We start from the raw sequence: 25611 nt of genomic DNA, 5'->3' as shown, positions 1-25611 counted from the left end.
AGGAACCACCCGCCAAGGTCTGTTGCCAATCCGGCAATTCGGTCGCCGGGGCGCTGCGCGGTTGGCGCCGTGCCGAGCCAAGGCATTTGTTTTATCCGCGGATGGACGCCGATTAACGCAGATTGGTTGGAGACGCTCTTTAATCTGCGTATATCTGCGTCATCTGCGGATCGTTTCTTCCGGGAACCACCCGCCAAGGTCCGGTTCTGGCTCGGCGTTTCGGTCGTCGGAGCGCTGCGCGGTCGATGCCGTGCCGAGCCAAGGCATTTGTTTTATCCGCGGATGGACGCCGATTGACGCAGATTGGTTGGGTTGTTCTTTAATCCGCGTACATCGGCGTCATCTGCGGATTCTTTCTTCCGGGAAGCGCCTCGGCAAGCGGCCAGCAAGAACCTCTGCGCGCCTCCGTGCGCCTCTGTGGTTTCATGTCCCGCGCCGATCAAGCATGCAAGTGCTTGGTGGGCGAAGCCGGGACCGGATCTGCACCGGGCTCGGCGTGCTGAAAGATGACAGGATAGTCCTTTTCCGGCATCGGCCTATGGCGCGCCGATCGCCCTGGGCTTCGCGCCATCACCCTATCCCCTTATAGTAGGAGGTTTGCCGAACCCGAAGGCGCGAATTGAGCCCGGACCTCCTGCTGCATCCCCTTTTCTGGCTGGCCTTGGCGATCGCCGCGGCGCTGGGCGCCGCGGGCGCCTGGGTCTGGGCGCGGCCCGCGCGCGCCGACCTGGCGGCCAGGCTCGCGGCCGCCGAGCGCGAGGCGACGGCGGTCGGCGAGCGGGCCGAGGCCGTGGCGGCCGAGCGCGATGCGCTGCGCACCGAGAACGCCCGCCTGGAGGAGCGCCTGGCGGCCGAGCGCAAGCAGGCCGAGGAAAAGCTCCAGCTTCTGACCCGGGCGCGCGAGGACTTGACCCACCAGTTCAAGGCGCTGTCCCAGGACATCCTGGAAGAGAAGAGCAAGCGCTTCACCGAACAGAACAAGAGCAGCCTGGAGCAGTTGCTGAAGCCGCTCGGCGACAAGATCGGCAACTTCGAGAAGCAGGTGCGCGAGGCCTACGAGAAGGAAGGCAAGGAACGCTCGGCCCTGGCCCAGCAGGTGCGCCAGCTCGAAGAGCTCAACCGGCAGATCGCGGACGACGCGGTCAACCTGACCAAGGCCCTGAAGGGCGAGTCCAAGACCCAGGGCAACTGGGGCGAGATGATCCTGGAGACGGTGTTGGAGCGCTCGGGGCTGCTCAAGGGCCAGCACTACGACACCCAGTTCTCGGCCTCGGGCGAGGACGGCGGCCGGCGGGTGCCGGACGCCGTGATCCACCTGCCCGAGGAACGCAGCATCGTGGTGGATTCCAAGGTCTCGCTCACCGCCTACCTGCGCCTGCAGGAGGCCGAGGACGAGGGCGGCCGCCAGGCCGCGCTCAAGGAGCACCTGGAGTCCGTGCGCCGCCATCTCAAGCAGCTCTCCGACAAGGATTACCACGCGTTGCCGGAGGTGGCGACGCTGGACTACGTGTTCATGTTCGTGCCGTCCGAGGCGGCCTACGTGGAAGCCCTGCGCGGCGATTTCTCCCTGCAGCGCCACGCCCTGGAGTCCAACATCGCGATCGTGTCGCCGACCACGCTGATGCCCATGCTGCGCGCGATCGCCAACCTCTGGCGGCTGCAGAGCCAGGAGGAGAACGCCGCCGAGATCGCCCGCCGGGCCGGGCAGATGTACGACAAGTTCAAGTCGTTCCTGGACGACATGGACAAGCTGGAGCGGGGTCTCAAGAGCGCCACGGGCGCCTACGACGAGGCGCGGAAGAAACTGGTCTCGGGCCGCGGCAACCTGGTCAACCGGGCGGAGAAGCTCAAGGGTCTGGGCGCCTCGGCGGGCAAGCGCATCGGCCGCGACTGGCGCACGGCCGCGGCGATCGGCGCCGGCGAGGATGCCGCCGACAACGACGAGGAGACGGGAGACGATGGCGACGCATGACATCCAGACCCTGCGCCTGTCCGGCAACGGCCTGCGCTTCACCGCCCGCGCCTGCGGCGAGGGACCGCTGGTGCTGTGCCTGCACGGTTTCCCCGATTCCGCCCATACCTACGACGAGTTGCTGCCGCGGCTGGCGGACGCGGGTTACCGCGCGGTGGCGCCCTTCATGCGCGGCTACGCGCCCACCCAGGTTCCGGCGCGCGGCGACTATTCGCCCGCGACCCTGGGCCGTGACGTGCTGGGTCTGGCGGATGCCTTGCGGGCCCGACGCTTCCGGCTGATCGGGCACGACTGGGGCGCGGCGGCCGCCTACGCCGCCGCGGCGTTCGCGCCGGACCGCGTCGAGCGTCTGATGGCCGCCGGCCTGCCGCCGCTGCGGCGTTTCCTGCTGAACATGAACCCGGCCCAGATCCGCCGCTCCTGGTATATCGGCTTCTTCCAGTTGCCGTGGCTGTCCGAGGCCCGGCTGGCCCGCGACGACTGCGCCCTGGTGGAGCGCCTGTGGCGCGACTGGTCGCCGGGCTGGCACTTCGACGCCGACGACATCGCCCCGGTCAAGGCGATCCTGTCGCACGCCCCCTCGCGGCGGGCGGCCCTGCGCTACTACCGGTCGCTGCCGGCGGCCATCCTGAGCCCGCGGCGGCGCCAGGACCGGCGGCGCGCACTCGGCCGCATGGAGACACCGGCGCTGGTGGTGTCCGGCACGGCGGACGGCTGCATCGGATCGGAGATGTTCGCCGGCACGGAGGACTGTTTCACCGGCGATTGCCGGTTGGTCTATCTGGACGCCGGGCATTTCATGCACCGCGAGGTACCGGCGCAGTTCACGCGTCTGGCCCTCGATTTTCTGGCCTGATATGGACGCCCCGCGAAGCGGGTATTAGGCTTGTCGGGCCATGCCCGAGATCAGCGACCGACCCCTGGACCTGGACGCCCTGCTGGCGGCCACCGCCGACGACGAATGCGGCGCGCTGGTGGTGTTCGGCGGCACGGTGCGCCGCCACAACCACGAGCGCGAGGTCGCCGGCATCGAGTACAGCGCGCACGGCCCCCTGGCGGAGAAGACCCTGGCGGAGATCGAGGCCGAGACCGTCGAGCGCTTCGACGTGCGCCAGTGCCGCCTGGTGCACCGGGTGGGCGACCTGGCCGTGGGCGACGTGAGCGTCTACGCCGTGGTCCGGGGCATACACCGGGGCGAGTCATTCGACGCCGCCCGCCACGCCATCGAAGCCCTCAAGCACCGGGTCGCCGTCTGGAAGCACGAGCGCTACACCGACGGCAGCGACGCCTACCTCGAGGGGTGCAGCCTGGTATCCCATCAGGAACCTGAGTCTTGATCCCACAGTGAAGGACGTCGGCGGCAAACCCGAGACCCTGCGCACGGCCCGTGCGTCGGCGCGCCTGTACGTGCCGGCGCACTGCCTGGAGCTGATGCGCACGGGCGAGACCGAGAAGGGCGATCCCCTGGCCACGGCGCGCATCGCGGGCATCCTGGCCGCCAAGCGCACCGACGAGATCCTGCCGCTGTGCCATCCGCTGCCGCTGCAGCGGGCGGATGTCCGTTTCGAGTTGACCTCGGAGGCAGTGGACATCCGCACGGAGGTCGAGACCATCGGTCCCACCGGCGTGGAGATGGAGGCCCTGACCGCGGCCGCGGTGGCCGGCTTGACCCTCTACGACATGCTCAAGCCCTACGCCGAGCCGCCCGAGTTGACGCTGACCGGGATCAAGCTCGACGAGAAGACCGGCGGCAAGTCGGAATACCCGCGCCACCTGGACAGCCCCGTGCCCGCGGCCGTGATCGAGCTGCCCGGCGCGGAAGCCGGGGACGCCGTGGCCGGCGCCCTGTCGGCCGCCGGCTTCGGGCCGCTGGAGCGGATCGAGCCGGGCGGCGAGGGCGAGGCGCTGACGGCGGCGCTGGAGCGTCGGCTGGCGGGCGGACCCGGCCTGATCGTGACGGTCGGCGGCACCGGTCCGGCGGGCGAGACCGCCGCCAGGGTGTCGCCGTTTTTGACCACCGAGCTGCCGGGCCTGATGGAGACCGCCCGCGCTTTCGGCCAACGCCGCCGACCGCAGGCGATGCTGTCGCAGGGCGTGGCCGGCCTGGCCGGCGAGAGCCTGATCGTCACCCTGCCGGGCGACGCCACCGGCGCCGACGACAGCCTCGCGGCCCTGCTGCCGGGGCTGGTCCAGCTCTTCGCGATGCGCTCGGGCTGAAAGAGCGAGAATCCACCGATTTCACGGATTACACGGATTTCCTTTTTGAATTCCCCGTCTGTGTAATCGGTGTAATCCGCGGATCGCTTCGCTCTCCGGTGATGTCGCCACAGTCCCGCATGAAGAAAGCGATCCGCCGATGAACGCCGATTAACGCAGATAAAAAGACCGGCAATTCGTTCTTGCCGAATCTGCGTTAATCGGCGTCCATCGGCGGATTAATACTCTTCGCGGAATCCGGTCGTCGGACGACGGTTAAACAATCCACCGATTACACGGATTGCACAGACTGTTGGTCTTTAAATCGGCGCAATCGGTGTAATCCGTGGATTATGTTGTTCCCTGACGGTGTCGTCACGGCCCGAAGAAGGTGATCCGCAGATACACGCCGATGGACGCAGATGAGAAAAGGCTCTTGCTTCTGAATCGGCGTTAATCGGCGTTCATCTGCGGATTAGTACGCTTCGCGGAACGTGGTCGTTGAGCGACGGTTAAACCATCCACCGATTACACGGATTACACAGACTGTTGGTCTTTGAATCCGCGTAATCGGTGTAATCCGTGGATTTTTTGTTTCCGCATAAATCAGCGTTAATCGGCGTCCATCTGCGGATTAATACGCTTCCTGCTTGTCTGTAAACCTGTGCGATCCGTGTAATCGGTGGATTATCCCTCACTCCACCACGATCTTCGGGAACTTGCGGGCGTAGTCCTTGCCGCGGCGGGCCAGGGTGGCCGTCATGCGCAGGGCGATCTCGGTGTAGCGGCGGGCGGCGTCGCCCTCGGGGTCGGCGACCACGCTCGGACGGCCGCCGTCGGCGTGCTCGCGGATGTCCGCGGCCAGCGGCAGCGACCCCAGCAGCGGCACCCCGTAGTCGTCGGCCACCCGCTGGCCGCCGCCCTCGCCGAAGATGTGCTCCTCGTGGCCGCAGTGCGAGCACACGTGCAGGCTCATGTTCTCGACGATGCCCAGCACCGGGATGTTGACCTTGCGGAACATCTGCAGGCCCTTGCGGGCGTCCAGGGTGGCGATGTCCTGCGGGGTGGTCACGACCACGCCGCCGGCCACCGGCACCTTCTGCGCCAGGGTGAGCTGGATGTCGCCGGTGCCCGGGGGCATGTCCACGATCAGATAGTCCAGGTCGCCCCAGTTGGTGTCGTAGAGCAGTTGCTGCAGGGCCTTGGTGACCATCGGCCCGCGCCAGACCATGGGCTGCTCCTGGTCGATCAGGAAGCCGATCGAGATCGCCTGCAGGCCGTGGCCCTCCAGCGGCTCGAAGGTCTCGCCGTCATGCGATACCGGCTTGCCGCTGATGCCCAGCATGCGCGGCTGGCTGGGACCGTAGATGTCGGCGTCGAGCACGCCCACCCTGGCGCCCTCGGCGGCCAGCGCCAGCGCCAGGTTGGCCGCCACCGTGGACTTGCCCACGCCGCCCTTGGCGGAGGACACGGCGATGATGTTCTTCACCGACTTCAGCCGGGAGGCATCCTGGCTGACTTCGTGCGCGGTGATGCGGCTGGCTACGTTCACTTCGGCCCGGTCGACGCCGGGCAGGGCCTCCAGCGTGCGCGTCAGGTCGTCGGCTAGCCGCCGGCCGTAGCGCGCGGCCGGGAACCCCAGGGACAGGTCGACCGCGACACGGCCGCCGTCGATCCGCAGGTCGCGCAGCGTGCCGCGTTCCGCCAGGACCGGGCCGAGCAGGGGATCCTCGTGGGCCTCAATGGCCGCCTCGATCTCTTGCCGCGGGGTGTCGTCGCTCATGGTCGGTGTTCCAGCGTCGTCGGTATGGGTGTCGGCGGGCCCCATTGTACGCCCCCGCCGGCAGTGGCCGCCCCGCGGAACCGCGTGAGATAATGACCATCCGCCTACGCCCGGAGGGCGACCCCCGAATGTCCGTCCAGCAACGTCTGCAGGAACTGCGGGAGCACATCCCCGAGATTGCGCCGGCGGACGCGCGCGAGCTGCGGGACGCCGGGGCCGTGCTGATCGACGTGCGCGAGCGTCACGAGATCGCCCAGGGCACGCCGGAGGCGGCGCACGCCCTGGGGCGCGGCTACCTGGAGATGCGTATCGCCGAGGTCGCGCCCGAGCGCGGGCGCACGGTGTTGCTGATGTGCGCCAGCGGCAGCCGCTCGCTGCTGGCGGCCGACGACCTGCGGCGGCTGGGCTATACCGATGTGCGCTCCGTGGCCGGCGGTTTCGACCGCTGGAAGGACGAGGGCCTGCCGTACACCGTGCCCGAGCTCGCCGATCCCGACGCCAGCCAGCGCTATGCCCGCCAGGTCGTGCTGCCGGAGGTGGGCGAGGCCGGCCAGGCCGCCCTGGGGCGCGCCCGGGTGCTGCTGATCGGGGCCGGCGGCCTCGGCTCGCCCGCGGCCCTGTACCTGGCCGCCGCCGGCGTGGGCACCCTGGGGCTGGTGGACCACGACCGGGTCGACCGCAGCAACCTCCAGCGCCAGGTGCTGCACCGCGACGATCGCGTGGGCCTGTCCAAGACCGACTCCGCGCGCGCCACCCTGGAGGCGCTCAACCCCCGGGTCGCGGTACGCACCCATGCCCTTCGGCTGGCCGCGGACAACGTCGAGTCGGTGCTGGGCGATTACGACATCGTGGTCGACGGCAGCGACAATTTCCCCACCCGCTACCTGGTCAACGATGCCTGCGTGCGCCTGGGTCTGCCTAACGTGTACGGTGCGGTGCAGGGCTTCGAGGGCCGGGTCGCGGTGTTCGGCGCCGGCGGCCGCCCCTGCTACCGCTGCCTGCACCCCGAGCCGCCCGCGCCCGGCACCGCGCCGCCCTGCAGCGAGGCGGGCGTGCTGGGGGTGGTGCCGGGCGTGATCGGCCTGCTCCAGGCCAACGAGGCGCTCAAGCTGATCCTGGGCTTCGGCGAGCCGCTGGTCGGTCGCCTGCTGCTGTTCGATGCCGGCGCCACCCGCCTGCGCGAGGTCCGGCTGCGGCCCGACCCGGATTGCGCCTACTGCGCCCCGGGCCGCGAGTTCCCCGGCTACGTCGACTACGAGCGCTTCTGCGATGCCGTGGCCGGTACCTGAGCGGGACGCGATCACCGGCGTCGTGCTCGCCGGCGGCGAGGGCCGGCGCATGGGCGGCGTCGACAAGGGCTGGGTGGACCTGGCCGGCCGCCCGCTGGTCGAACGGGTCCTGGCGACGCTGCGGCCGCAGGCCGGCGCGTTGTTGATCAGCGCCAACCGCTCGCTGGCGGCCTATCGCGGGCTGGGGGTGCCGGTGGTGACGGACCGGCTGACCGGCGGGTTGGGCCCGCTGGCCGGCATCCACGCGGCGCTGGCGGCGACGGAGACCGACTACCTGCTGGCCGCGCCCTGCGACACCCCGTGCCTGCCGCCGGACCTGGGAACGCGCCTGGGCCGGGCGCTGGCCGCGGCCGACGCCGCGATCGCGGCGGTCGAGGTGGAGGGGCGGCTGCAGCCGCTGCACGCCCTGATACGGGCGGATCTCGCGGACGACCTGGCGGCGGCCCTGGCGGCCGGCGTGCGCAAACCCTCGGACTGGTACGGCCGGCACCCGTGGGTGCGGGTACCCTGCGATGATGTCGCGCCGGCCTTCGCCAACCTCAACACCCCGGCCGAGTGCGCGGCGCTGGCCGCGGAGATGGAACGGAACCGGAGCGGATCATGCGCGTGACCATCGAATGCCACGGTGTCTTCCGGAGCCTGTGCGGCGCCGAGTACACGGTCGAGATCGGGGGCGGTGCCGCGACCGTGGCCGACGCCCTCGCGGCGCTGGCCGACGCGGTGCCCGAGACCGCCGGGCATCTGCCGCGCACGGCCTGCGCGGCGGGCGACACGCTGGTCGATCGCGACACGCCGGTCGAAGACGGCGACCGTCTGGCGTTGATTCCGCCAGTGAGCGGCGGACAGAAATAAGGGGACGGTATACTTAATTCATAAATATTAAGTATACCGTCCCCTTATTTTTCGGTTGGACCTGATTCCGACGGTCAGCGGCGGTCAGCCGCCGATATAGGACATCTCCGCCTTGCCGCGGCGGGCCGCGGACTCGGCGGTGCGCTCCTCGGAATAGCGGTCGCGCCGGCGGCCCCAGATGCCCGCCAGGGTCTCGGCGACGGCGTCGTCGTCGGCCCCGTCGCGCAAGAGCTGCCGCAGGTCGTGGCCATGGCCGCCGAACAGGCAGGTGAACAGCTTGCCTTCGGCGGACAGGCGCGCCCGGGTGCAGCCGCCGCAGAAGGGTTGGGTCACCGAGGCGATCACGCCGATCTCGCCGGCGCCGTCGGCGTAGCGCCAGCGGTTGGCGGTCTCGCCGGGGTAGTTCGCGGGCAGCGGCAGCAGGGGCCAGCGCTCGCCGATGCGCTCGACGATCTCGCGCGCCGGCACCACGTCCTCGAAGCGCCAGCCGTTGCTGGTGCCGACGTCCATGTATTCGATGAAGCGCGGGATGCAGCCGCTGCCGCGGAAGTGCCCGGCCAGCGGCACGATCTGGTCGTCGTTGAGACCGCGCTGGACCACGGCATTGACCTTGACCGGCGTCAGGCCGGCGGCGCGGGCGTTGTCGATCGCCGCCAGGACGCGGTCCACCGGGAAACCGACATCGTTGATCCGCCGGAAGGTGGCGTCGTCGATCGCGTCCAGGCTGACGGTGATGCGGGTGACGCCGGCGTCGGCCAGGGCCCGCGCCCGGTCACGGTCGAGCAGGGCGCCGTTGGTGGTGAGCGCGATGTCCTCGATGCCGGGGATCGCCGCCAGGCGCGCGATCAGCGTCTCGATGTCCCGCCGCAGCAGGGGCTCGCCGCCGGTCAGGCGCAGCTTGCGCACGCCTAGTTGCGCGAACAGCCGGGTCAGGCGCTCGATCTCCTCGAAACTCAGGATCTCGCGGCGCGGCAGGAACTCGTGCGCGCTGCCGAACAGGTGACGCGGCATGCAATAGGTGCAGCGGAAGTTGCAACGGTCGGTCAGCGAGATCCGGAGATCGCGCAGCGGCCGGCCGAGGACGTCGGCGGGCGCCGTGCTGGCTGTGGCGTGCGTGGGCATTGCGCGGTGTGGCGGCAATGAATGCCCGCCCATGGTATCGCATTGCGCCGGGGTTGAAGAGTGATCCACGGATGACGCGGATGGCACGGATTGATTGATAAGAATTCCCTTGAAAACAATCCGCAGATGAACGCAGATTGACGCAGATTCATAAGAAAGAATTTCCAGTTCTTTTATCGGCGTCCATCGGCGTTCATCCGCGGATAAAATTCTTCAGTAGAAATCCGTGCCATCCGTGCAATCAGTGGATTCCTGAAAAAGTCAGGCGCGGATATGGATGCCGTGCGGGGCGTCGGTGGTCGGCGGCATCAGCTCGAACAGGGCGCGGTGTTCCGTGGTCAGGGTGGTGGTGAGCCCGTTGCGCTTGTCATTGATGCGCAGTTCGCACTGGCCGATCTTGGTGTTCAGGCAGTGCTTGTCGCCGCCCGGCGGGTTGTAGTAGCGGAAGCCGATCACACGTTCGCGCGGCGCCGAGATGCGGCCGATGAGCCGCACGTCCCGGTTCTCGGTGACGAAGTGCCACTCGAAGAAATCGATCGAGGCCGCCGCCCGCAGCATGCGCCAAGGGCCGTTCAGGCGATGCTCGCGGCCGTCGTGGCGCAGCACCAGCATGGTCAGGAACGGGGTCCACAGACCGCCCAGGCGCAGGCGGGCCGTGGCCATCTCCAGGAAGCTGTCCGGGGCGTTGTCGAAGCCGGCGACCTGGCCGAAGGCGTAGTGATCGGTGTGCTTCACGCCCCAGTTGTGATTCTGGCTGCCGGTCCAGTCCTCGACCGCCAGGGTTTCGCCGTCCACGGTCAGGCTGCCGGCGAAGCGGGCGAGGGGCCGCGGCACGAGGCTCTGGGCCTTGGCCAGGCGGCCGTCGTAGGCCCAGTCCGGCAGCAACAGCAACGGCTCGCCACCGCCTTCGTAGCGCAGGTCCCAGGCCAGGCGCCGGCCGCCGGTCGCCGCCTCGCCGGTCAGCGTGGTCCCGGTCAGGCGGGCGTCGCCGACGGTCACGTCCGGCCCGTCGCCGAAACGGCAGCCGGCCATCGGTTCCTCGCGCTTGACCACGCAGTGGTCGTTCGTCTCGCCGTCGAAGAACACGCCCCAGAGCTCGCCGATGGCGTCGTCCGGGCGGCCACGCGGCACGAAGACGGTGTAACGGATCCAGAACGCCAGCGGCCGCGTCGGGTGGTTGGCGCGCAGGTAGAAGCTCTCGTAATGCCCTCCGGTCATGCCCGGCCGGTAGCGGACCCGGTTGGCGCCTGCGGCGACATCGTTCATCGTCGGTGCTCCTCCCCTTGGCGTCGATCTTTTGGGCACAGTGCCGATTGCCGACGGCAAATGAAACCACAGAGGCGCACGGAGGCGCACAGAGGTCCATGTTTGTTGTCATGCCCGACCGACGCTTCGCGCCGGTCAGGGCATACGGCAAGTCGGCCACGAAGCCTGTATCCGAACCCCGGATAGCTGCTCGGCCATTTCCGGATCGGTGTCCGAACAATCTTCTCCTCGGTGCGCCTCTGTGCGCCTCCGTGGTTTATTGAACACCGGTGAATCTTGGCGCAGGCTAAGCGCCTTCGGCAGCGGCATGGAGGAGGTTGATGCCGGCGATCGCGATCGCGGTGGGGTGCCTGGTCGTGTTCTGGCTGGGTTACCGCTGGTATTCCCGCTATCTCGCGGAACGGGTCTACGCGCTCGATCCGGATTTCCGCACGCCCGCGCACGAGCTGCGCGACGGCGTGGATTTCGTGCCCACCAACCGCCACGTGCTGCTGGCCCATCATTTCACTTCCGTGGCCGGCGCGGCGCCGATCGTGGGGCCGGCGATCGCGGTCTACTGGGGCTGGCTGCCGGCACTGCTGTGGGTGGTGCTGGGCACGGTGTTCGCCGCCGGCGTGCACGACTTCGGCTCGATCGTGGTCTCGGCGCGCAACCGCGGCCGCAACATCGGCACTTTGGCCGGCAGCGTGATCGGGCCGCGGGCCTCCACCCTGTTCCTGCTGATCATCTTCTTCCTGGTGACCCTGGTGAACGCGGTATTCGCGGTGGTGATCGCGATCCTGTTCGAGAGCCATCCGGGGGTGGTGATCCCGGCGCTCGTGGTGATCCCGATCGCGGTGTTCATCGGCCAGTGGGCCTACCGCTGGCGGCGGCCGATCCTGGTGCCGTCGTTGCTCGGCCTGGCCCTGCTGTACGCCGCCATTCCGGTGGGCCAGGCCTTGCCGCTGCACCTGGACGGGCTCGCCGCATGGGCCGGCCTGGAGGTGCGCACCACCTGGATCCTGCTGATCTTCGCCTATACCTGGGTCGCCTCGCGGCTGCCGGTGTGGCTGCTGCTGCAGCCGCGCGACTACATCAACGGCCACCAGCTCATCGTGGCCCTGGCGCTGATCTTCCTGGGCGTGGCCGTGGGTTTCGACCGGATCGCGGCGCCGGCGGTCAACACCGATCTGGCGGCGGACGCGCCGCATTGGTTCCCGTTCCTGTTCGTGACCATCGCCTGCGGCGCGATCTCGGGGTTCCACAGCCTGGTCGCCTCCGGCACCACCTCCAAGCAGTTGGATCGCGAGACCGACGCGCGCTATGTCGGCTACGGCGGCGCCCTCGGCGAAGGCGCCCTGGCCGTGGCCGCGATCCTGGCCTGCACCGCGGGTCTGGGCGGCGCCGGCGAATGGGCCGCGCGCTACGCCGATTTCGGCGCGGCCTCCGGCGGCGGCCTGGGCAACTTCGTGGACGGGGTCGGGCACTTCCTGGGCAACCTCGGCATCCCGGCGTCGCTGGGCGCGATCTTCGCCGCGGTGGTGGTGATCACCTTCGCCGGCACCACCATGGACACCGGGGTGCGGCTGCAGCGCTATATCCTCCAGGAGATCGGCGAACTGGCGGGTTTCCGCGGCCTGGCCCGGCGCCTCAACCTGCTCACCACCCTGGCGGTGGTTATCCCGCTGGGGCTGGCGCTGGCGCCCGGCGGCGAGGGCAAGGGCTTTGCCTTCGGCCGGCTCTGGACCCTGTTCGGCACCACCAACCAGCTCACCGCCGGTCTGGCGCTGGCGGTGATCGGCGTGTGGGTCGCCCGGCGCGGGCGCAATCCGCTGGCGGCCCTGGTACCGCTGGTCTTCCTGCTGGCGATGACCGCCTGGGCCCTGTTCCTGAATCTGGGTACGTTCCACGACAAGGGCGATTGGCTACTGCTGGGCATGGACCTGGCGATCTTCGGCCTGGCCCTGTGGCTTATGGCCGAGGCGCTGGTGGCCCTCGGGCGTTTCCGGCGGACGCCGGACGGGGGCGGGGATGAGTGAGCGCGAGAGCGTCTGGCGCCGGATCGAGCGCTTCCACGACGAATTGTTCGTGGTGCCTTGGCGCGCGTCCCTGGCGCGCGAGACGCGGCGCGAGGAAGAGGTGCTGCTGGCGCTGCTGTTCCTGGAGGGCCTGGGCGTGCCGGGCCCGGCGGACTACTACGCCCTGGAACTGTACCCCGACCTGATCCAGGCCTTCCACGACTGGCACCGCCGCCAGGGCATCGACCGCTTTCCCGGCGTCTGCTGTTGAAGGGGGACATGATCCGCAGATTGACGCCGATGCACGCAGATTGCGAAGGCATCCCCGGTCCATGGGATTCTCCAACAGCTTCTTGGGACCGGCTATTCACGATTCGCTGAGGTGTGACTTGCAACGCCCAAAACCAACAAATCAGCGTCCATCTGCGTTCATCGGCGGATCGCCTTTCTTTCCAATCGGCTTATCGAGGATCGGGTTTGGAACGGGCTAGGCCGATACGGTTGTTCGGCGGCAAGGGCGGGGTCGGCAAGACCACGCTGGCCGCGGCCACCGCGCTGCACCTGGCGGAGGGGGGCGACGGCGACGTGCTGCTGGTGTCCACCGACCCCGCGCACTCCACGGCCGACCTGCTGGGCGTGGTCCTGGGCGGGGCGCCCACGCGGGTGCGCGATCGTCTGTGGGCGATGCAGATCGATCCCGAGGCCGACGCCGCCGCCTATGTCGCGGGCATCCGCGAGGACGCCGAGGACGCGGTGAGCCCGGAGGTTCTACCGTCCCTGGAACGGCATCTGAAGCTGGCGGCGCAGGCGCCCGGCACCGCCGAGGCGGCGCTGTTCGACCGTTTCGCCGGGATCATGGACTGGTGCCCGGACCGTTTCGCCCGGATCGTGTTCGACACCGCGCCCACCGGGCACACGCTGCGCCTGCTCACCCTGCCGGACATGCTCACCGCCTGGGTCGAGGGCCTGGCCGCGCAGCGGCGGCGGGTGACCCGGCTGCAGGGCATGTGGCGCAATCTCGCCGGGGTGTCGGAACCGGCGCGCGAGGACCGGGTGCTCGCGCGGCTGCGCCGTCGCGCGGAGCGCTTCGGCATCGCCCGCCGCCGCCTGCGGGACGAGGCCCTGTTCCACCCGGTGCTGGTGCCCGAGCGCCTGGCGGTGCTGGAGACCCGGCGTCTCTGCGACCAGCTCGACGATGCCGACGTGCCGGTGGGGGCGGTGCACGTGAACCGGCTGCTGCCGGCGGACGCCGGGGCGGGCGGTTTCCTGGCCGAGCGGGTGGCACAGCAGCGCCGCTACCTGGACGAGATCGAGACCGCCTTCGGCGGGCGCGGTCTGGTGCGCGTGCCGCAGATGGCGCGCGACGCCGAAGGCTACGACGATCTCGCGGCCCTGGCCGAACGGTTGCCCGCCGATGCCTGAGACCGGGGCGCCGCTGTATCGCCGTTTCGCCGATGCCGCATCGGCGTACCCGACGCGGCCGGCCTTCGCCTTCGGCGACGGCGACCGGACCTATGGCGAATTGCATGCCCGGGCCGAGGCCCTGGCCGCGGCCCTGATCGTTAAGCGTGGCATCGCCGCCGGCGAGCCGCTGGCCCTGGTCGGCGAGGACTGCGCGGACTGGCCGACCGCCAGCCTGGCGATCCAGGCAGCCGGGGCCGTCGAGGTGCCGGTGTCCGGCTTCGGCGATGCCGATGCCGCCAACGCCTTCCTGGAGAGCGAGGCGCCGCGCCTGGTTTTCGTCTCCGGCGACGGACTCGCCGGCGCCGGGGCAGCGGACAGCGTCCGGCTGGATGCCGGACACGGGGCCGGTGACGGCCTGGCCGCGCTACTGGAGTCCGGCCGCGCCGCGCTGGCCGCCGATCCCGACGTGGTCACGCGCCGGCAGGCCACGATCGGGCCGGACGACCCGGCCGCGATCATCCGTACCTCCGGCACCACCGGCCCGGCGAAACGGGCGCGGCTGTCCGGCCGCAACCTGGTCCATGCCTGTAGGCACCTGCCGGACCTTCTGGCCGTCGGCCCCGAGGATGTGTTCCTGTCCGTGTTGCCGCTGTGGCACCTGTACGGCCGGCTGGTGCTGTACACGGCGCTGGGCAGCGGCGCGCGGTTGGTGCAGGCGCCGCCGCGGGACCTGACGCGCCTGCTGCCCGTGGTGCGGCCCACGTTGCTGCCCGGCTTTCCCCTGATGTGGGAGCGGGTGCATCACCAGACCCTCGACCGCCTGGCGACCCTGGGTTGGCGCGGGCGGATCGTGCGCGCGGCGATCGCGCTGGCGCGCGTTTACCACGCCGGCCGCGACCGCGCCGCCCGGGGCGGCATCCCCGTGCGCGCGGCGGCTTGGGGCGCCGCGGCTTTGCTGTACCCGCTCTGGCGCGCCGCCGACGCGCTCCTGCTGCGGCGCCTGCGGGCGCCGTTCGGCGGGCGCCTGCGGGCCGCCATCATCGGCGACGCGCCGCTGCCGCGGGCGATCGATGTCGACCTGCGGGCCATGGGCTTCACCCTGCTGGAGGGCTACGGTTCGACCGAGCAGGGCGTGTCCACGATCCGTACGCCGCATCGCAATCGACCGGGCACGGTCGGTCGGGCGCTGCCCGATGTCATGTTGCGCCTGGTCGACGACGACGGTCGCGCCGTGACGCCGCCGGGACCGGGCGAGATCGCGGTGGCGGGGCCCCAGGTCTTTCCCGGCTACGCCGGCGACTCGCGGCCGGCCCGGTTCGCCGAGATCGACGGGCGCCGCTTCTACCTCACCGGCGATATCGGCTGCCTGGATGACGCCGGCGACCTGAGTTTCGTGGGTCGGCGCGCGAATCGCCTGAGGCTGCGCGGTCACGAGGCACCGGTGCAGCCGGAGCCGGTCGAGAGTACCGTCCTCGCCAGCCGCTACATCGCCCACGCGATGCTGGACAAGGGCCCCGACGGCTCGCCCTGGCTGCTGGTAGTGCCGGATTTCGCCCAGCGGGCATTGGCGCAGCCGGGCATGCCGCCGGGCGATCCCCGCTGGGTGGCCTTCTACCGGCGTCTGCTGCGCCGGCTGCTGCGGCGCCAGGAGCGGCAGCTACGGGTCCGGGTCGCCGGCTTCTGGCTGGCGGACGCACCCCTGGTGTCCGGCGAATCCCTGACGCCCACCCTCAAGCTCCGGCGCGGCCACATCCGTGCCCGCCTGCTGCCGCGGCTGTCGCCGCATCCGCTGTGATCCGTCGGGGCTGGGCTATCATGACCGCGGACGTTGCGGAAATGCGGACATGAGCGATTGGGACGAGCAAGACCGGCGGGCGCTGCATGCCTCGCACACCCCGGCGGCGGTGGCGCGCCGGCTCGACGGCAACACCACGCCCCGGTCCACCGGCGATGCCGTGCTCGGCGGTATCGACGGCTGCGTGACCACCCTGGCCGTGGTGGCGGGTGTCTACGGCGCCGGTATGAGCGCGACCGCGGCCTTCGTGCTGGGCTGCGCCAACCTGTTCGCGGATGGTTTCAGCATGGCGGTGAGCAATTACGAGGCGGTGCGCACCGAGCACGACCGGCGCGCGCGGCTGCGCGAGATCGAGCAACGCCACATCGACGCGGTGCCGGAGGGCGAGCGCGAGGAAATCCGCCAGATCTTCCGGGGCAAGGGCTTCGAGGGCGAGACCCTGGAGCGCGTGGTGGATGTCATCACCCGCGACCGCGAGGTCTGGGTCGAGACCATGCTCACCGAGGAGTATGGGCTGCAGCGCGAGGACCGGCACCCGCTGCGGGCGGCTTTGGTCACATTCGGCGCGTTCGTGGCGGTGGGCGCGGCGCCGTTGCTGGCCTTCCTGATCCCGGCGATCACGGTCGGGACGCGCTTCGCGGTCAGCGCCGCCCTGGGTGCGGCGATGTTCTTCGCCATCGGCATGCTCAAGGGCACCCGGCCCGGCGAGACTCGCGTGGGCGCCGGTTTCAAGACGCTGCTGACGGGCGGCGCGGCCGCCAGCCTGGCGTTCGCGGTGGGTCGCGGGCTGAACGCCCTGATGGGCGTGGGCTGATCAGGGCGCGTCCATCGCCCGTCGCAGCTTAAACAGCAGAACCGATCCCGGTAGCGGTTTTTCCGCGTAATCGGCGGCGCCGGCGCGCATGGCATGGACCGCGTCCGTCAGGTCCGGGTCGTAGGCGATCAGTACCACCGGTGGCCGGTCGCCGGCCGCCGTCACGCTCAGAAGCTTCAGCCCGAGCGCCTCCGGCGGACTGGCGTCGGCGACGATGCCGTCCGGACGCCGCTCCGCCAGGCGCGAGAGCAGTTCGGAAAGGGAATCGAAATCCGCGACCTCGTAGTCGGCCTCGATCAGCAGGCGCACCAGATAGGCGCGCGTGTACGCATGCGGCTCCAGTACGAAAACGTACCTCGGCGCCGCCGGTTCCGTAACGGTTCTGTCGGTTTGCACATGCCTCTCGATCTCATGACGCGGCCATGATGTGGTTGTGTTCGTTGTAACCGTCCCGCCTCATCCTCGGTCCGATGACGATGAGTTGGAATACGCAAATGTACCTATGCGGTCGGCCGGACGGACGCCGAGTCAATCGGGGTGGTCCGTGTCGCCGGACAGGGCCTGGCGGACGCGGTCCAGGAGGTCGTCGTCGTCGAAGGGTTTCTGGAGGAAGTCCACGGCGCCCTTGCGCATGGCGTCCACCGCCATGGGCACGTCGCCGTGGCCGGTGATGAAGATGATGGGCGTGGTCAGGCCGTCCGCCTCCATGCGTGCCTGGAGTTCCAGACCGCCGGTGCCCGGCATGCGCACGTCGCAGACCAGGCAGCCGGGACGGCCCCGGTCCAGCCCGGCCAGGAATGATTCGGCATCGGCGAATATCCGCACCGGCATGTCCACCGACTTGAACAGCAGCCGCAGGCTGTCGCGCACGGCGTCGTCGTCGTCGACCACGTAGACCAGGGGGCCGGTCTCGCCGCCGCTCATGACGTGTGCCCGGCGCCCGCGGGCAGGGCGGGCAGCACGAAGCGGGCGACGGTGCCGGCCGGTTCGTTCTTCTCGAAGGCGAGCCGGCCGCCGTGGGATTCCACGATCGAGCGGCAGATGGACACGCCCACGCCCAGCCCCTCCGGCTTGGTGGTCAGGAAGGGCTCGAACTGGCGCTCCACGACATGCGCCGGAATGCCGGGCCCGCTGTCGACGACCCCGATCTCGACGCAGTCGTCGGCGGTGAGACCGGATGTCACCACGATGGTGTCGTCGGCGCGCCACTCGCCCATGGCGTCGACCGCGTTGCGGATCAGGTTCAGGACCACCTGCTGGATCTGGATCGGGTCGACCTCGATCGGCGGCAGGCGTTCGGCCAGATCGGCGCGGATCACCAGTCCCTGAGCGCGGCTATCCACCTGCGCCAGGTGCAGCAGATCCCGGATCAACTCGTTGACATCCGTCACCTCGGTCTCGCTGTCGCGCTGCTTGACCAGGCGCCGCAGATGCCGGATGACTTCGCCCGCGCGGCGTGCCTGGACCCCGATCTTGCCCAGGGTGTCGGCGAGTTCGGCGTCGTCGCTCGTGCCGGCCCGCAGCATCCGTTCGCATGCCTGGGCATAGGAACTGATCGCGGTCAGCGGCTGGTTGATCTCGTGGGCGATGGCGGTGGTCATCTCGCCGATGGTGCCGAGCCGGGTGAGATGGGCGAGCCGTTCGCGCTGCTCGACCATCTCGTGCTCGGCGGCCTTGCGCTCGGTCAGGTCGCGCAGGATGCCGACGAAGCGTGCCGGGCCGGTGTCGTCGGCGATCTCGCCCACCGACAGATCGATCGGGAAGCAGGTGCCGTCCTTGCGCCGGGCGGTGACCTCGCGGCCGACGCCGATGATCCGCGGCTCGCGGGTGCGACGGTAGCGCTGGATGTAGCTGTCGTGCTCGGCCCGGTAGGGTTCGGGCATGAGCATCCGGACGTTGCGGTCCATGACCTCGGACGAGGTATACCCGAACAGCCGCTCGGCGGAATGGTTGAAGCCGACGATCAGACCGTCCCGGTCGATCAGGACAATGGCGTCGACCGCCGCGTCCAGCAGCGCCTGGAATTGGGCGCGCGCGCTGTATACCTCGCGCGCGAGCCGGTCGTCTTGGGGGTCGCTCATACCGTTCCCCCGGCCGGGTGCGTCCGCCGGCCGGGTCGTTGGGTTCTGCGGATGACGGCAAATATAACGCGCTCTCGGTCACGGCGCTAACGGTGGGCCGGCAGTGCCGCGCGCCTGGATGTCGCCCGGCTATTGCTGGTGCCTGCGGGAGCGGGAACCCCGTGCTTCACGCGCCGCCGCCGCGGCGCTGTCCCGGTCCGGGTGGTCAGCGTCCGGGACCGTTGCCTCCCGACGATTGGCGCTTGGCGCCGCCGCGCACGGCCGGCGGTTCTTCCGGCAGGGATACGCCGCGTTCCGCGGCGCGCTGTTGCATCCGCTCGTGATGTTCCCGGCGCAGGCGCTCGCGCTCCTGGGCGGTGGCCGCGTTGCGCATGCGCTGACGGTGTTCGGCCCGTTCCTGCTCGGTCATGAGTTGCCAGCCGTACACTTGGCCTTCGCCGCCGCCCTGCGGTCCCGGCTGCGCGTTGACGGCAATCGCCAGGCCGAGGCCGAGAATGCCGGCGACCGCGATGATCAAGACGTTTCTCATGGTGTCTTCTCCCGGAGTGGCGGGCCGGCCGGCCCTGCCCGGAGGCGGCGCCGGCCCGTCGGCTTCTGTCTGTCGGAACGATGGCGAAAGGGACCGTCCCTGGTCCCTCCCGGCATCACCTAGTGCGAGACGTCATCCAGCGAGTCGGCGGGAATCTCGTACTCGTGGATGTAGTTGATGACCGCGCGGGCGTCGTCGGCCGCCTGCGTGAAGCTGGCGATGCCGCCGTCATCCTCGAAGTCCTGACCGCCGAAGATCGCCTCCAGGACGTTGACCTCCTCGGCCTCGTAGCTGCCGTCGTCCTGTTTGATCAGCACGGTGACGGTCATGTCCCCGTACAGGTCGGAGCGGTCGTAATCGAAGCCCGAATAGTCGATGTAGGTATTGCCATCAGGACCGTTGATATCACCCTCCAGACCGAGGATGGCGGCGTAGTAGGCGATCATGTCGATAGTGATCGTGCCGGACTTGTCGGCCGCCGCCGCCAGCAGGGACGCAGCCGATTGATAGTCCGCCTCCGTCAGCTTGCCGTCGGAGAGATGCGCCAGGTCGCCGCTGAACGAGACACCCTCGATACTGCCGTCGCTTATCAGCGAGACGTACAGCGCGAGGTTTTCGAGCGGGGAGTCGACGGTCTTGGCGACGCCGTCGATGACGAACACCAGCCGGCCCGCGGGATCGAGGTAGATTTCCTCCGCTGCGTTCAGGTTGGCGATCACCTCGCTCGTGCGGCGGTCGAGGACGCTGGAGGGCGACCGGCCGACGTTGAGCCGTCCGAGTTCGACTTCCTGCACCTGATCCTCGTACTCGGTCGGCAATTCGCCGTCCTCGGTGAGCTGGATCACGGTGCCGTCGGCCAGGATCGGCTGGACGTAGCCGTTGTTATCGAGCACGGGCACGCCATTCTCGTCGCGGAGGATGACCCAGAGATCGCCATACAGGTCGCCCCGCTTCGATCCGGCGCCCGCCGGCTGGCCGGTGCCCGGCTTGCCGCCGCCGCCCGCCCAGTCCGGGCGGTCGGAGTCTTCCTCCTCGTCCTCGCCGTGGATCACTTCGTCCAATGTGCGGCCGCCCCAGGCGCCCTTGCCCTCGCCGTGGGCGCCTTGTCCGGCGCCGCCACCGCCACGGCGGGCACCTTCGCCGCCGTGCCCCTCTCCCTGGGCCGCGTGCGCCGTGCCGAGTACGCCGAACGCGCCGTCACCGACGGCGTCGAGCGCGGCACCGCCCATGATCAAGGCCGTCGCGCAGGCACCGGATATCCCGGCGCGGCGCACGATCGTCTCCAAGGTCTTGCTGGTCATGTCCTCGTCTCCAGAATGTTGTATTCCCATCGGCATGCCATGCATGCCGTATCTTGTTACGCCGGTCCGATAGTGACCGGGTTTCGCGCGCGCGTTTGTGATCCAGATCAATCGGGGACGGCGCGTGCCTGCCGGTGGTCGTTGACCAGCCGCACGAAGCCCTCGATCCCGGTCGCGGATGTCTCCGCGGGCGCGTCCGAGGCGCGGTAGGTGAAATCGGCGAATGCCGCGTGGCCCTCCGGCGAGACCGCGTTGATGCCGAGCACGTCGTTCAGCAGGACGACCTGGTCGACCGTGACCGGGTCGCTCGCCGCGCCGGCGAGGAACCGCGCGGCCTCGTCCCGGCCGACACCGTCCGCGACCATGGCATGGGTGTAGAGCACGAGGCTGACGCGCCGGGTTGCCGGGGCGGGCTGCTGCTGCCGTGGCGGCGTGCCGGCGGTGGCCAACACCGTTTCGAACTCGGCCCGTAGAACCGGCGTCGAGGCCAAAGCCTCCCCGAAAGGTGCCAGGGTCACGCGGCTGACGCGTCCGATACAGTCGCCGGGGAGCCGGCCCGTGGCGGTCAGGTTCGCGATCCGGCCGGTCTCCAGCACCGGCCGGACGTGACCGTTGGCATCCAGCACCGGGACACCGTCGGCATCGCGTGCCACCGCCCAGGAGGTTACCGCGGAGGCCGGTGCGGCCCCCGCCGCATGGGCGTCGTGGCCGTCATCCCCGCCGCCGTGGTCCGAATCCAGCGCGTCATCGCCGTGGCCGCTTCCGGCCCAGGGCGGACGACCGCGATCGAGGCTGGTCGGATCATGTCCGCCGCCCGCGTGATCCTCGTGTCCGTGCAGGACTCGATCCTCCAGGTGTCCGCTCGGACCGCCCCCGCCGGCATGGCGCGGCGAACCGCGACCGCCGCCGCGCATGCCGCCGCCACCGCTGTCATGTCCGCCGTCCTCGTGACTACCCTCGTCGTGGCCGCCGCCGCAGGAGCCGCCGGGATGATCGCCCGCGGCGTACGTGCCGACCGGCATCGCCAGGACCGGGATCAAGACCAGCGTGCCGGCTGCCGTGATCGCGGCGAGTCGGCTTTTGGCACTCCCTCTGATTCGCGTCATGTCGTCGTTCCTCTTCTGCGGACGGAGGGACGGCTCAGAACCGCAGTCCGAGTCCCAGCCGGAACAGGGTCTCGGCGTTGTCGAATGCCACCTCGTCCGTCTGGCTGTGGGCCGTCGTGAATCCATAGCTGTCGTAGTCGGTGTGGCTGTACTCCATGCGCATGAAAAGGTGGGCCAGTAGCGGCATCTCCGCCCCCAGGGCGATGCGGTCGCCGTCGATCTTGTCCTGCCGGTCCACCCAGTTGTCCGGGTTGTTGCCCTTGACGTACTCGGTGTCGAACTTCGTCTGGATTTTCCCGCGACGGACATAGACCAGGGTGCCGTCCTGGAAGGCCCAGCCCACGCGGACGGAGGCGCCACGGCCGCCTTTCTTGCGGACGCCGAAGTCGCGCCCGCCGGGATCGCGCACATGCCGCCAGTCGGAGCTGCCCGAGTCGTCCTCCAGCTCCACGCCGAGATAGAGGTTTTCCAGGGAGATGCCGTAGCCCGCGAAGTAGCCGGCGGAATAGCCCTGGGCGGCGAACGGCGCGTCCAGGTAGGTGGGGGACGGGGGGTTGGGTTGCCGGTGCACGGCATCCAGGTCCGTGACCAGCAGGCCGTAGCCGACGGCGGCGCCGGCGTAGAAGCCGTCCGGCGACTGCCGCCGCGACGGCGCGGCGCCGGGCCAGTGTTCGCCGGCGCGCCATCCGAAGCCGATGCGGAACAGCGTCTCGCGGTTGTCGAAGGTCTCGACGTCCGAGCCCGTGGCGATGTCGAAGTCCTCGTAGTCGGTGATGCTGTAGTCGAAACGCCAGAACGTCTCGTCGTTCACCGGTATCTCCAGGCCCAGGCCGTAACGCAGGCCGTCCAGGCGATCGGTCTGCTCGACGGCGGGCGTCGCGTCGTCCTCCTTGTAGTAGGTCTCGAATTCGCCGCGGGCATATCCGAGCCGGGTATACAGCAGCGACTGGTGCCCGGCGAGCCAGCCCAGGCGCAATCCGGCGCCGAAACCGTCGCCGCGCTCGTGCGAGAAGACGCGCCCGTCCGGCGTCTTCGCGTGCCGCCATTCCTCGCCGCCGACTTCGGCCTCCAGTTCCACGCCGGCATGGAAACGCTTGCCGCCGATGCCGTAGCCGATGAAGGGGCCCGCGACCGTGCCCAGGTCGCCGAAGTCGCCGTCGTCCGTCCCGCTGCCGCGGGCTCCTTCGGTGTGCGTGGCGAGGGCGCCGTGGCCTATCTGCATGCCCATGTAGAAGCCGTCGAAATCGGGCGTCGGGCGGATGGCCGCGGCCACCGCCTCGGCCAGCGTGGGGCTGTGACGGGGCGGCAGCGGGTAGAGCATCGCCCGCACGCCCAGCAGGACGCGGTTGCGGAAGTAGTCGGCCGATTCGACGCTGGAGTCGCGATGCCGGAAGTCATAGTCGGCCTCCAGCACCAGATGCCGCGTCATGCGGTATTGCATGCCGAGCCCGGCGTAGACGATCTCGTCGCGGCGGTCGATGCCCTGGTAGTCGGAGTCCGCGTAGCTGACGTAGGCGTCGGCCGCGAGGTTGGGCGTGAGCCGCCGGTCGAAGCCGACGGTATAGGCCGTGTTGAGATACGAGGAGGCGGGGGTCCCGGTAGCGGGATCGAAGACCGTGGTCTCCTCCAGGGTGCGGTCCACGCTCGCGGACAGGCGCGTGAGCGGCGTCGCCCACCAGTGCAGGCGCCCGCCGATATCGAAGGCGTCCACGTCCTGCAGCCGGCTGTCCTCGTAGTTCTGGTCCAGGCGCCCGGCCAGTATCTCGGCCCGGCCGCCGCGGAATTCGAACTCGGCGCCCGCGGCCAGCCGCTTGCCGGCGGAATCGCGGTCCACGCCCAGGTCGTCGACCGAGGCGTCGTAGCTGCGGACATCGCGGGCCGCCTGCAGGAACAGCGTCGTCCCCGGGCGCACCTCGACGTTGCCGCGCACGCCCACCGCGTGCTGCCGGCGGTCGCGATCGTCGTTGTTGATCCGGCCGTTGGTGGTCGGGACATCGTCGAAATCCAGCTTGGAGACGGTGCCTCCCAGACGGGCCGAAAAGGGACCGAGGCCCGCCTCGCCGCCGAGATGCGCGGTAGCGTTGTCGAACGTGGTCGGCTCCTTGCCGTCGACGTCGTCGGGCGAGAACCGCTCCTCGTGCCCGCGGCGCCATCCCGCCCCGCCGAACAGGTTGACGGCCTCGGAAACGTCATAGCGGCCGTCCGCCTCGGCCCAATAGTCCTCGTAATCCTCGTTCTCGAAAATATGATGGCGCGCCACCCGGGCGCCGGTGCGCGCGGCGAGCCGGTGCCGGGACCAGTCCGATTCGAGACCGAGCGTCGGCGAGAACAGCAGGAGGGTGTCGTCCTCCTCGTCGTCGGGTGCGGCGAACAGGTTGTCGTCGTAGCCGCCCCGCAAGGTCGCATCGGGATAGAGCAGGAACCCGCCGAGGGGAATGCCGGCATCGGTGGGCGCGGTATCCGGCTCCCCGGTCCCGGCCGGGCTGGCCGGGGTCCGCGCATCGTCCGCCATGCCGGTGCTCTTGCCGGCGTCGGGCGGCGTCTGCGCCCAGCCGGCACCGTGCCAGCCGGCGAGCCCGAGGAGCAGGGCCAGGGTCGCGGCGCCGGCCGTGCGCCGGGACGGGATTCGAATCGTTTGTCGCATCACAGTGTCGCCGCGTTTCCTGGTGTGTGGGTGCGCTCGTAACGCCGTTGGCAGTCGATGCAGCGCTTGGCCGTGGGATAGGCTCGCAATCGCTCGACCGGAATGGCCTCGTCGCAATCGATGCAGATGCCGTAGCGGCTCTCGGCGATGCGCATCAGCGCGGCGTCGATGTCGCGGATCTCCTCGACGTCGCGATCGATTTCGGCGAGATCCAGGTCCACGATCAGGTCCGCCAGCGCGGCGTCCTCCATGTCGGTGACCTGGCCCGCGATGTCCGCGTAATGTTCGTCGTCGTTGCGCAGCAGCGCATCCTGGATCTCGCCGCGCAGCGTGAGGAAACGATCGTTCAATAGCGCCTTGAACTCCCGGAGCTGTTGACGGGTGAGGGGACTGGTCATGGCGAGGCTTGCGTCGTTTGTCTGGAGCGCCAAAGTTAGTCTGGCGCGGGGGCGGGGCTATTGATCTGGATCAGTTCCCGACCGCGCCGCCTTCGCCCGCCGTCGCGGTCACCTGCGCCGGTAGGTCTCGCGCCAGAGTTCCTGGCCCAACACGGAGCGCAAGCGATCGGTGAGCTCGGCGTAGCATTCCAGGATGTCGTCGAGCGAGACCATGCCGACGAGGTGGCCGCGGGCGTCGACCACCGGCAGCCGGCGCGCGCCCAGCTCCGCCATTTTCACCAGGGCCTCGGAGAACCCTTCATCCTCTTCGATGACGCCCACGTCCTGCGTCATGACGTCGCCGATCGTGAGCTTGTCGTCGGACACGTCTCCGGCCAGAACCTCGATCACCAGATCGCGGTCGGTGACGATACCAACGGGCCGCCCGCCGTCGACGACCACGAGCGCGCCGACATGATGCGTGCGCATCGATCGGGCGGCCTCGCGGATCTCGGTGTCGCGACGGACGGTGACCGGGTCGCGGTTGCAGAAACTACCCACTTTCATGATCGATGTCTCCGCGTCGGCGTTGCAGTCGGCTCGTTTCAAGCGGCACGGCGGCCGTCGTTCTACAGAAAGTCGGGCAGGTGGGCCCGGATCGTCTCGGCGGAACGGGCGCTCAGGTCCTTGTCCACCTCGCCCGCCACCAATGTCCGCGTGGTGGTGTCGAGGGCGTCCCGCAATTGCCCCAGCAGGCGCGGCTCGGCGAGTAGGTACAGACGCGTGTAACGTCCCTCACGGCGGCCTTCGTCGAGAACGTCCGCAATCTCGGCCGCGAAATGCCGTGCCCGTTCGCGTGTGGGGTCTTGGCGCGGGACCATGGCGTGACGGCCGGGTCCGCGGCGGTCGAAACTGCGCCCGGGGGCGTCGGCCTGGATGTCGCCGCTGCGCTGGCGCACCGCGGTATCGGTCAGGGTCCGAATTTCATGCAGCGGCGCGTTGCGGCCGTCGGCCTCGAACAGCCGTGCCTTGCCGCCGCCCGCCGCCAATATCCAGATGTTTCCCATCACAATTCTCTCTCGT

Annotated in this window: 25 protein-coding genes; 12 read left to right on the top strand and 13 right to left on the bottom strand. The window is 69.6% G+C overall.

Going from position 1 to position 25611, the window contains the following annotated elements; all coding sequences use genetic code 11:
* Positions 1-619 precede the first annotated feature (619 nt).
* Genes PC39_RS06040 through moaC form a run of 4 tightly spaced genes read left to right on the top strand, consistent with a single transcriptional unit; the run spans position 620 to position 4189 of the window.
* On the top strand, positions 620-1972 hold the full coding sequence (locus PC39_RS06040; protein ID WP_353252463.1) for a DNA recombination protein RmuC: 1353 nt from the start codon (positions 620-622) through the stop codon (positions 1970-1972).
* The gene (locus tag PC39_RS06035; protein ID WP_353252462.1) at positions 1959-2828 is read left to right on the top strand and encodes an alpha/beta fold hydrolase; all 870 of its coding nucleotides are present in this window, start codon (positions 1959-1961) and stop codon (positions 2826-2828) included. The genes PC39_RS06040 and PC39_RS06035 overlap by 14 nt, the downstream gene beginning before the upstream one ends.
* A 40-nt stretch (positions 2829-2868) precedes the next feature.
* On the top strand, positions 2869-3309 hold the full coding sequence (locus PC39_RS06030) for a molybdenum cofactor biosynthesis protein MoaE (RefSeq protein WP_353252461.1): 441 nt from the start codon (positions 2869-2871) through the stop codon (positions 3307-3309).
* Positions 3310-3316: 7 nt separating this feature from the next.
* Complete coding sequence (moaC, locus tag PC39_RS06025) at positions 3317-4189, top strand: cyclic pyranopterin monophosphate synthase MoaC (protein ID WP_353252460.1); 873 nt, start codon at positions 3317-3319, stop codon at positions 4187-4189.
* Between the two features lie 673 nt (positions 4190-4862).
* Here the strand turns inward: moaC and apbC are convergent.
* A complete protein-coding gene (gene apbC, locus PC39_RS06020) occupies positions 4863-5951 on the bottom strand; it encodes an iron-sulfur cluster carrier protein ApbC (protein ID WP_353252459.1) in 1089 nt (362 codons plus the stop codon).
* Positions 5952-6079: 128 nt separating this feature from the next.
* Here apbC and moeB point away from each other — a divergent pair, with 128 nt between their 5' ends.
* Genes moeB through PC39_RS06005 form a run of 3 tightly spaced genes read left to right on the top strand, consistent with a single transcriptional unit; the run spans position 6080 to position 8092 of the window.
* Positions 6080-7240 (top strand): molybdopterin-synthase adenylyltransferase MoeB, encoded by a 1161-nt coding sequence (gene moeB, locus PC39_RS06015; protein WP_353252458.1) that lies wholly within the window; start codon positions 6080-6082, stop codon positions 7238-7240.
* Positions 7221-7850 carry a molybdenum cofactor guanylyltransferase MobA gene (gene mobA, locus PC39_RS06010; RefSeq protein ID WP_353252457.1) on the top strand — a complete coding sequence of 210 codons (630 nt, stop codon included), beginning with the start codon at positions 7221-7223 and terminating at the stop codon, positions 7848-7850. The genes moeB and mobA overlap by 20 nt, the downstream gene beginning before the upstream one ends.
* Complete coding sequence (locus PC39_RS06005) at positions 7841-8092, top strand: MoaD/ThiS family protein (protein ID WP_353252456.1); 252 nt, start codon at positions 7841-7843, stop codon at positions 8090-8092. The genes mobA and PC39_RS06005 overlap by 10 nt, the downstream gene beginning before the upstream one ends.
* 84 nt (positions 8093-8176) lie before the next feature.
* On the opposite strand, the gene moaA is transcribed toward PC39_RS06005, so the two are convergent.
* Together moaA and PC39_RS05995 are read right to left on the bottom strand one after the other, a co-directional pair.
* Complete coding sequence (gene moaA, locus PC39_RS06000; protein ID WP_353252455.1) at positions 8177-9214, bottom strand: GTP 3',8-cyclase MoaA; 1038 nt, start codon at positions 9212-9214, stop codon at positions 8177-8179.
* Positions 9215-9475: 261 nt separating this feature from the next.
* A complete protein-coding gene (locus PC39_RS05995) occupies positions 9476-10480 on the bottom strand; it encodes a hypothetical protein (RefSeq protein ID WP_353252454.1) in 1005 nt (334 codons plus the stop codon).
* 320 nt (positions 10481-10800) lie between these two features.
* On the opposite strand from PC39_RS05995, the gene PC39_RS05990 reads away from it, so the two are divergent.
* From PC39_RS05990 to PC39_RS05970, 5 genes are all read left to right on the top strand, one after another.
* Positions 10801-12498, top strand: a complete 1698-nt coding sequence (locus PC39_RS05990; RefSeq protein ID WP_353252453.1) for a carbon starvation CstA family protein — start codon at positions 10801-10803, stop codon at positions 12496-12498.
* The gene (locus PC39_RS05985) at positions 12491-12748 is read left to right on the top strand and encodes a cory-CC-star protein (protein WP_353252452.1); all 258 of its coding nucleotides are present in this window, start codon (positions 12491-12493) and stop codon (positions 12746-12748) included. The genes PC39_RS05990 and PC39_RS05985 overlap by 8 nt, the downstream gene beginning before the upstream one ends.
* 206 nt (positions 12749-12954) lie before the next feature.
* Positions 12955-13899, top strand: a complete 945-nt coding sequence (locus tag PC39_RS05980; RefSeq protein WP_353252451.1) for an ArsA family ATPase — start codon at positions 12955-12957, stop codon at positions 13897-13899.
* Positions 13892-15676 (top strand): AMP-binding protein, encoded by a 1785-nt coding sequence (locus PC39_RS05975; protein WP_353252450.1) that lies wholly within the window; start codon positions 13892-13894, stop codon positions 15674-15676. Before PC39_RS05980 ends, PC39_RS05975 begins: the two co-directional genes overlap by 8 nt.
* Before the next feature lie 49 nt (positions 15677-15725).
* Positions 15726-16490 carry a VIT1/CCC1 transporter family protein gene (locus PC39_RS05970; RefSeq protein WP_353252449.1) on the top strand — a complete coding sequence of 255 codons (765 nt, stop codon included), beginning with the start codon at positions 15726-15728 and terminating at the stop codon, positions 16488-16490.
* Here PC39_RS05970 and PC39_RS05965 read toward each other — a convergent pair whose 3' ends face one another.
* The 10 genes from PC39_RS05965 to PC39_RS05920 form a co-directional block, all read right to left on the bottom strand.
* On the bottom strand, positions 16491-16886 hold the full coding sequence (locus PC39_RS05965) for a response regulator (RefSeq protein ID WP_353252448.1): 396 nt from the start codon (positions 16884-16886) through the stop codon (positions 16491-16493). It abuts the gene before it with no gap.
* 132 nt (positions 16887-17018) lie between these two features.
* Positions 17019-17414, bottom strand: coding sequence for a response regulator transcription factor (locus tag PC39_RS05960; protein ID WP_353252447.1), 396 nt, complete (start codon positions 17412-17414; stop codon positions 17019-17021).
* On the bottom strand, positions 17411-18571 hold the full coding sequence (locus PC39_RS05955; RefSeq protein WP_353252446.1) for a two-component system sensor histidine kinase NtrB: 1161 nt from the start codon (positions 18569-18571) through the stop codon (positions 17411-17413). Before PC39_RS05955 ends, PC39_RS05960 begins: the two co-directional genes overlap by 4 nt.
* Positions 18572-18776: 205 nt before the next feature.
* Positions 18777-19100: a hypothetical protein gene (locus tag PC39_RS05950; RefSeq protein WP_353252445.1), complete on the bottom strand. Its 324-nt coding sequence runs from the start codon at positions 19098-19100 to the stop codon at positions 18777-18779.
* Between the two features lie 119 nt (positions 19101-19219).
* Complete coding sequence (locus tag PC39_RS05945; protein ID WP_353252444.1) at positions 19220-20401, bottom strand: hypothetical protein; 1182 nt, start codon at positions 20399-20401, stop codon at positions 19220-19222.
* A gap of 107 nt (positions 20402-20508) precedes the next feature.
* A complete protein-coding gene (locus tag PC39_RS05940; RefSeq protein ID WP_353252443.1) occupies positions 20509-21507 on the bottom strand; it encodes a hypothetical protein in 999 nt (332 codons plus the stop codon).
* A 34-nt stretch (positions 21508-21541) separates the two neighbouring features.
* The gene (locus PC39_RS05935; RefSeq protein WP_353252442.1) at positions 21542-24151 is read right to left on the bottom strand and encodes an outer membrane beta-barrel protein; all 2610 of its coding nucleotides are present in this window, start codon (positions 24149-24151) and stop codon (positions 21542-21544) included.
* Positions 24151-24549, bottom strand: coding sequence for a TraR/DksA family transcriptional regulator (locus PC39_RS05930; RefSeq protein WP_353252441.1), 399 nt, complete (start codon positions 24547-24549; stop codon positions 24151-24153). Before PC39_RS05930 ends, PC39_RS05935 begins: the two co-directional genes overlap by 1 nt.
* A 108-nt stretch (positions 24550-24657) precedes the next feature.
* The gene (locus PC39_RS05925; protein WP_353252440.1) at positions 24658-25095 is read right to left on the bottom strand and encodes a CBS domain-containing protein; all 438 of its coding nucleotides are present in this window, start codon (positions 25093-25095) and stop codon (positions 24658-24660) included.
* 62 nt (positions 25096-25157) lie between these two features.
* Positions 25158-25595: a host attachment protein gene (locus PC39_RS05920; RefSeq protein ID WP_353252490.1), complete on the bottom strand. Its 438-nt coding sequence runs from the start codon at positions 25593-25595 to the stop codon at positions 25158-25160.
* Between the last annotated feature and the right edge of the window lie 16 nt (positions 25596-25611).

Origin of the sequence: Salinisphaera sp. PC39, from assembly GCF_040361335.1 — a bacterium.
In the GTDB taxonomy this organism is placed as follows: domain Bacteria; phylum Pseudomonadota; class Gammaproteobacteria; order Nevskiales; family Salinisphaeraceae; genus APNM01.
This window is presented reverse-complemented; position numbering and strand designations above follow the sequence as displayed.

Excerpts from the sequence above, each read along its gene's own strand:
- PC39_RS06035 (WP_353252462.1), top strand. The coding sequence starts at position 1,959 with ATGGCGACGCATGACATCCAGACCCTGCGCCTGTCCGGCAACGGCCTG.
- PC39_RS06030 (WP_353252461.1), top strand. The coding sequence starts at position 2,869 with ATGCCCGAGATCAGCGACCGACCCCTGGACCTGGACGCCCTGCTGGCG.
- apbC (WP_353252459.1), bottom strand. The coding sequence starts at position 5,951 with ATGAGCGACGACACCCCGCGGCAAGAGATCGAGGCGGCCATTGAGGCC.
- moeB (WP_353252458.1), top strand. The coding sequence starts at position 6,080 with ATGTCCGTCCAGCAACGTCTGCAGGAACTGCGGGAGCACATCCCCGAG.
- mobA (WP_353252457.1), top strand. The coding sequence starts at position 7,221 with ATGCCGTGGCCGGTACCTGAGCGGGACGCGATCACCGGCGTCGTGCTC.
- PC39_RS06005 (WP_353252456.1), top strand. The coding sequence starts at position 7,841 with ATGCGCGTGACCATCGAATGCCACGGTGTCTTCCGGAGCCTGTGCGGC.
- moaA (WP_353252455.1), bottom strand. The coding sequence starts at position 9,214 with ATGCCCACGCACGCCACAGCCAGCACGGCGCCCGCCGACGTCCTCGGC.
- PC39_RS05995 (WP_353252454.1), bottom strand. The coding sequence starts at position 10,480 with ATGAACGATGTCGCCGCAGGCGCCAACCGGGTCCGCTACCGGCCGGGC.
- PC39_RS05990 (WP_353252453.1), top strand. The coding sequence starts at position 10,801 with ATGCCGGCGATCGCGATCGCGGTGGGGTGCCTGGTCGTGTTCTGGCTG.
- PC39_RS05985 (WP_353252452.1), top strand. The coding sequence starts at position 12,491 with ATGAGTGAGCGCGAGAGCGTCTGGCGCCGGATCGAGCGCTTCCACGAC.
- PC39_RS05975 (WP_353252450.1), top strand. The coding sequence starts at position 13,892 with ATGCCTGAGACCGGGGCGCCGCTGTATCGCCGTTTCGCCGATGCCGCA.
- PC39_RS05970 (WP_353252449.1), top strand. The coding sequence starts at position 15,726 with ATGAGCGATTGGGACGAGCAAGACCGGCGGGCGCTGCATGCCTCGCAC.
- PC39_RS05960 (WP_353252447.1), bottom strand. The coding sequence starts at position 17,414 with ATGAGCGGCGGCGAGACCGGCCCCCTGGTCTACGTGGTCGACGACGAC.
- PC39_RS05955 (WP_353252446.1), bottom strand. The coding sequence starts at position 18,571 with ATGAGCGACCCCCAAGACGACCGGCTCGCGCGCGAGGTATACAGCGCG.
- PC39_RS05950 (WP_353252445.1), bottom strand. The coding sequence starts at position 19,100 with ATGAGAAACGTCTTGATCATCGCGGTCGCCGGCATTCTCGGCCTCGGC.
- PC39_RS05945 (WP_353252444.1), bottom strand. The coding sequence starts at position 20,401 with ATGACCAGCAAGACCTTGGAGACGATCGTGCGCCGCGCCGGGATATCC.
- PC39_RS05940 (WP_353252443.1), bottom strand. The coding sequence starts at position 21,507 with ATGACGCGAATCAGAGGGAGTGCCAAAAGCCGACTCGCCGCGATCACG.
- PC39_RS05935 (WP_353252442.1), bottom strand. The coding sequence starts at position 24,151 with ATGCGACAAACGATTCGAATCCCGTCCCGGCGCACGGCCGGCGCCGCG.
- PC39_RS05930 (WP_353252441.1), bottom strand. The coding sequence starts at position 24,549 with ATGACCAGTCCCCTCACCCGTCAACAGCTCCGGGAGTTCAAGGCGCTA.
- PC39_RS05925 (WP_353252440.1), bottom strand. The coding sequence starts at position 25,095 with ATGAAAGTGGGTAGTTTCTGCAACCGCGACCCGGTCACCGTCCGTCGC.
- PC39_RS05920 (WP_353252490.1), bottom strand. The coding sequence starts at position 25,595 with ATGGGAAACATCTGGATATTGGCGGCGGGCGGCGGCAAGGCACGGCTG.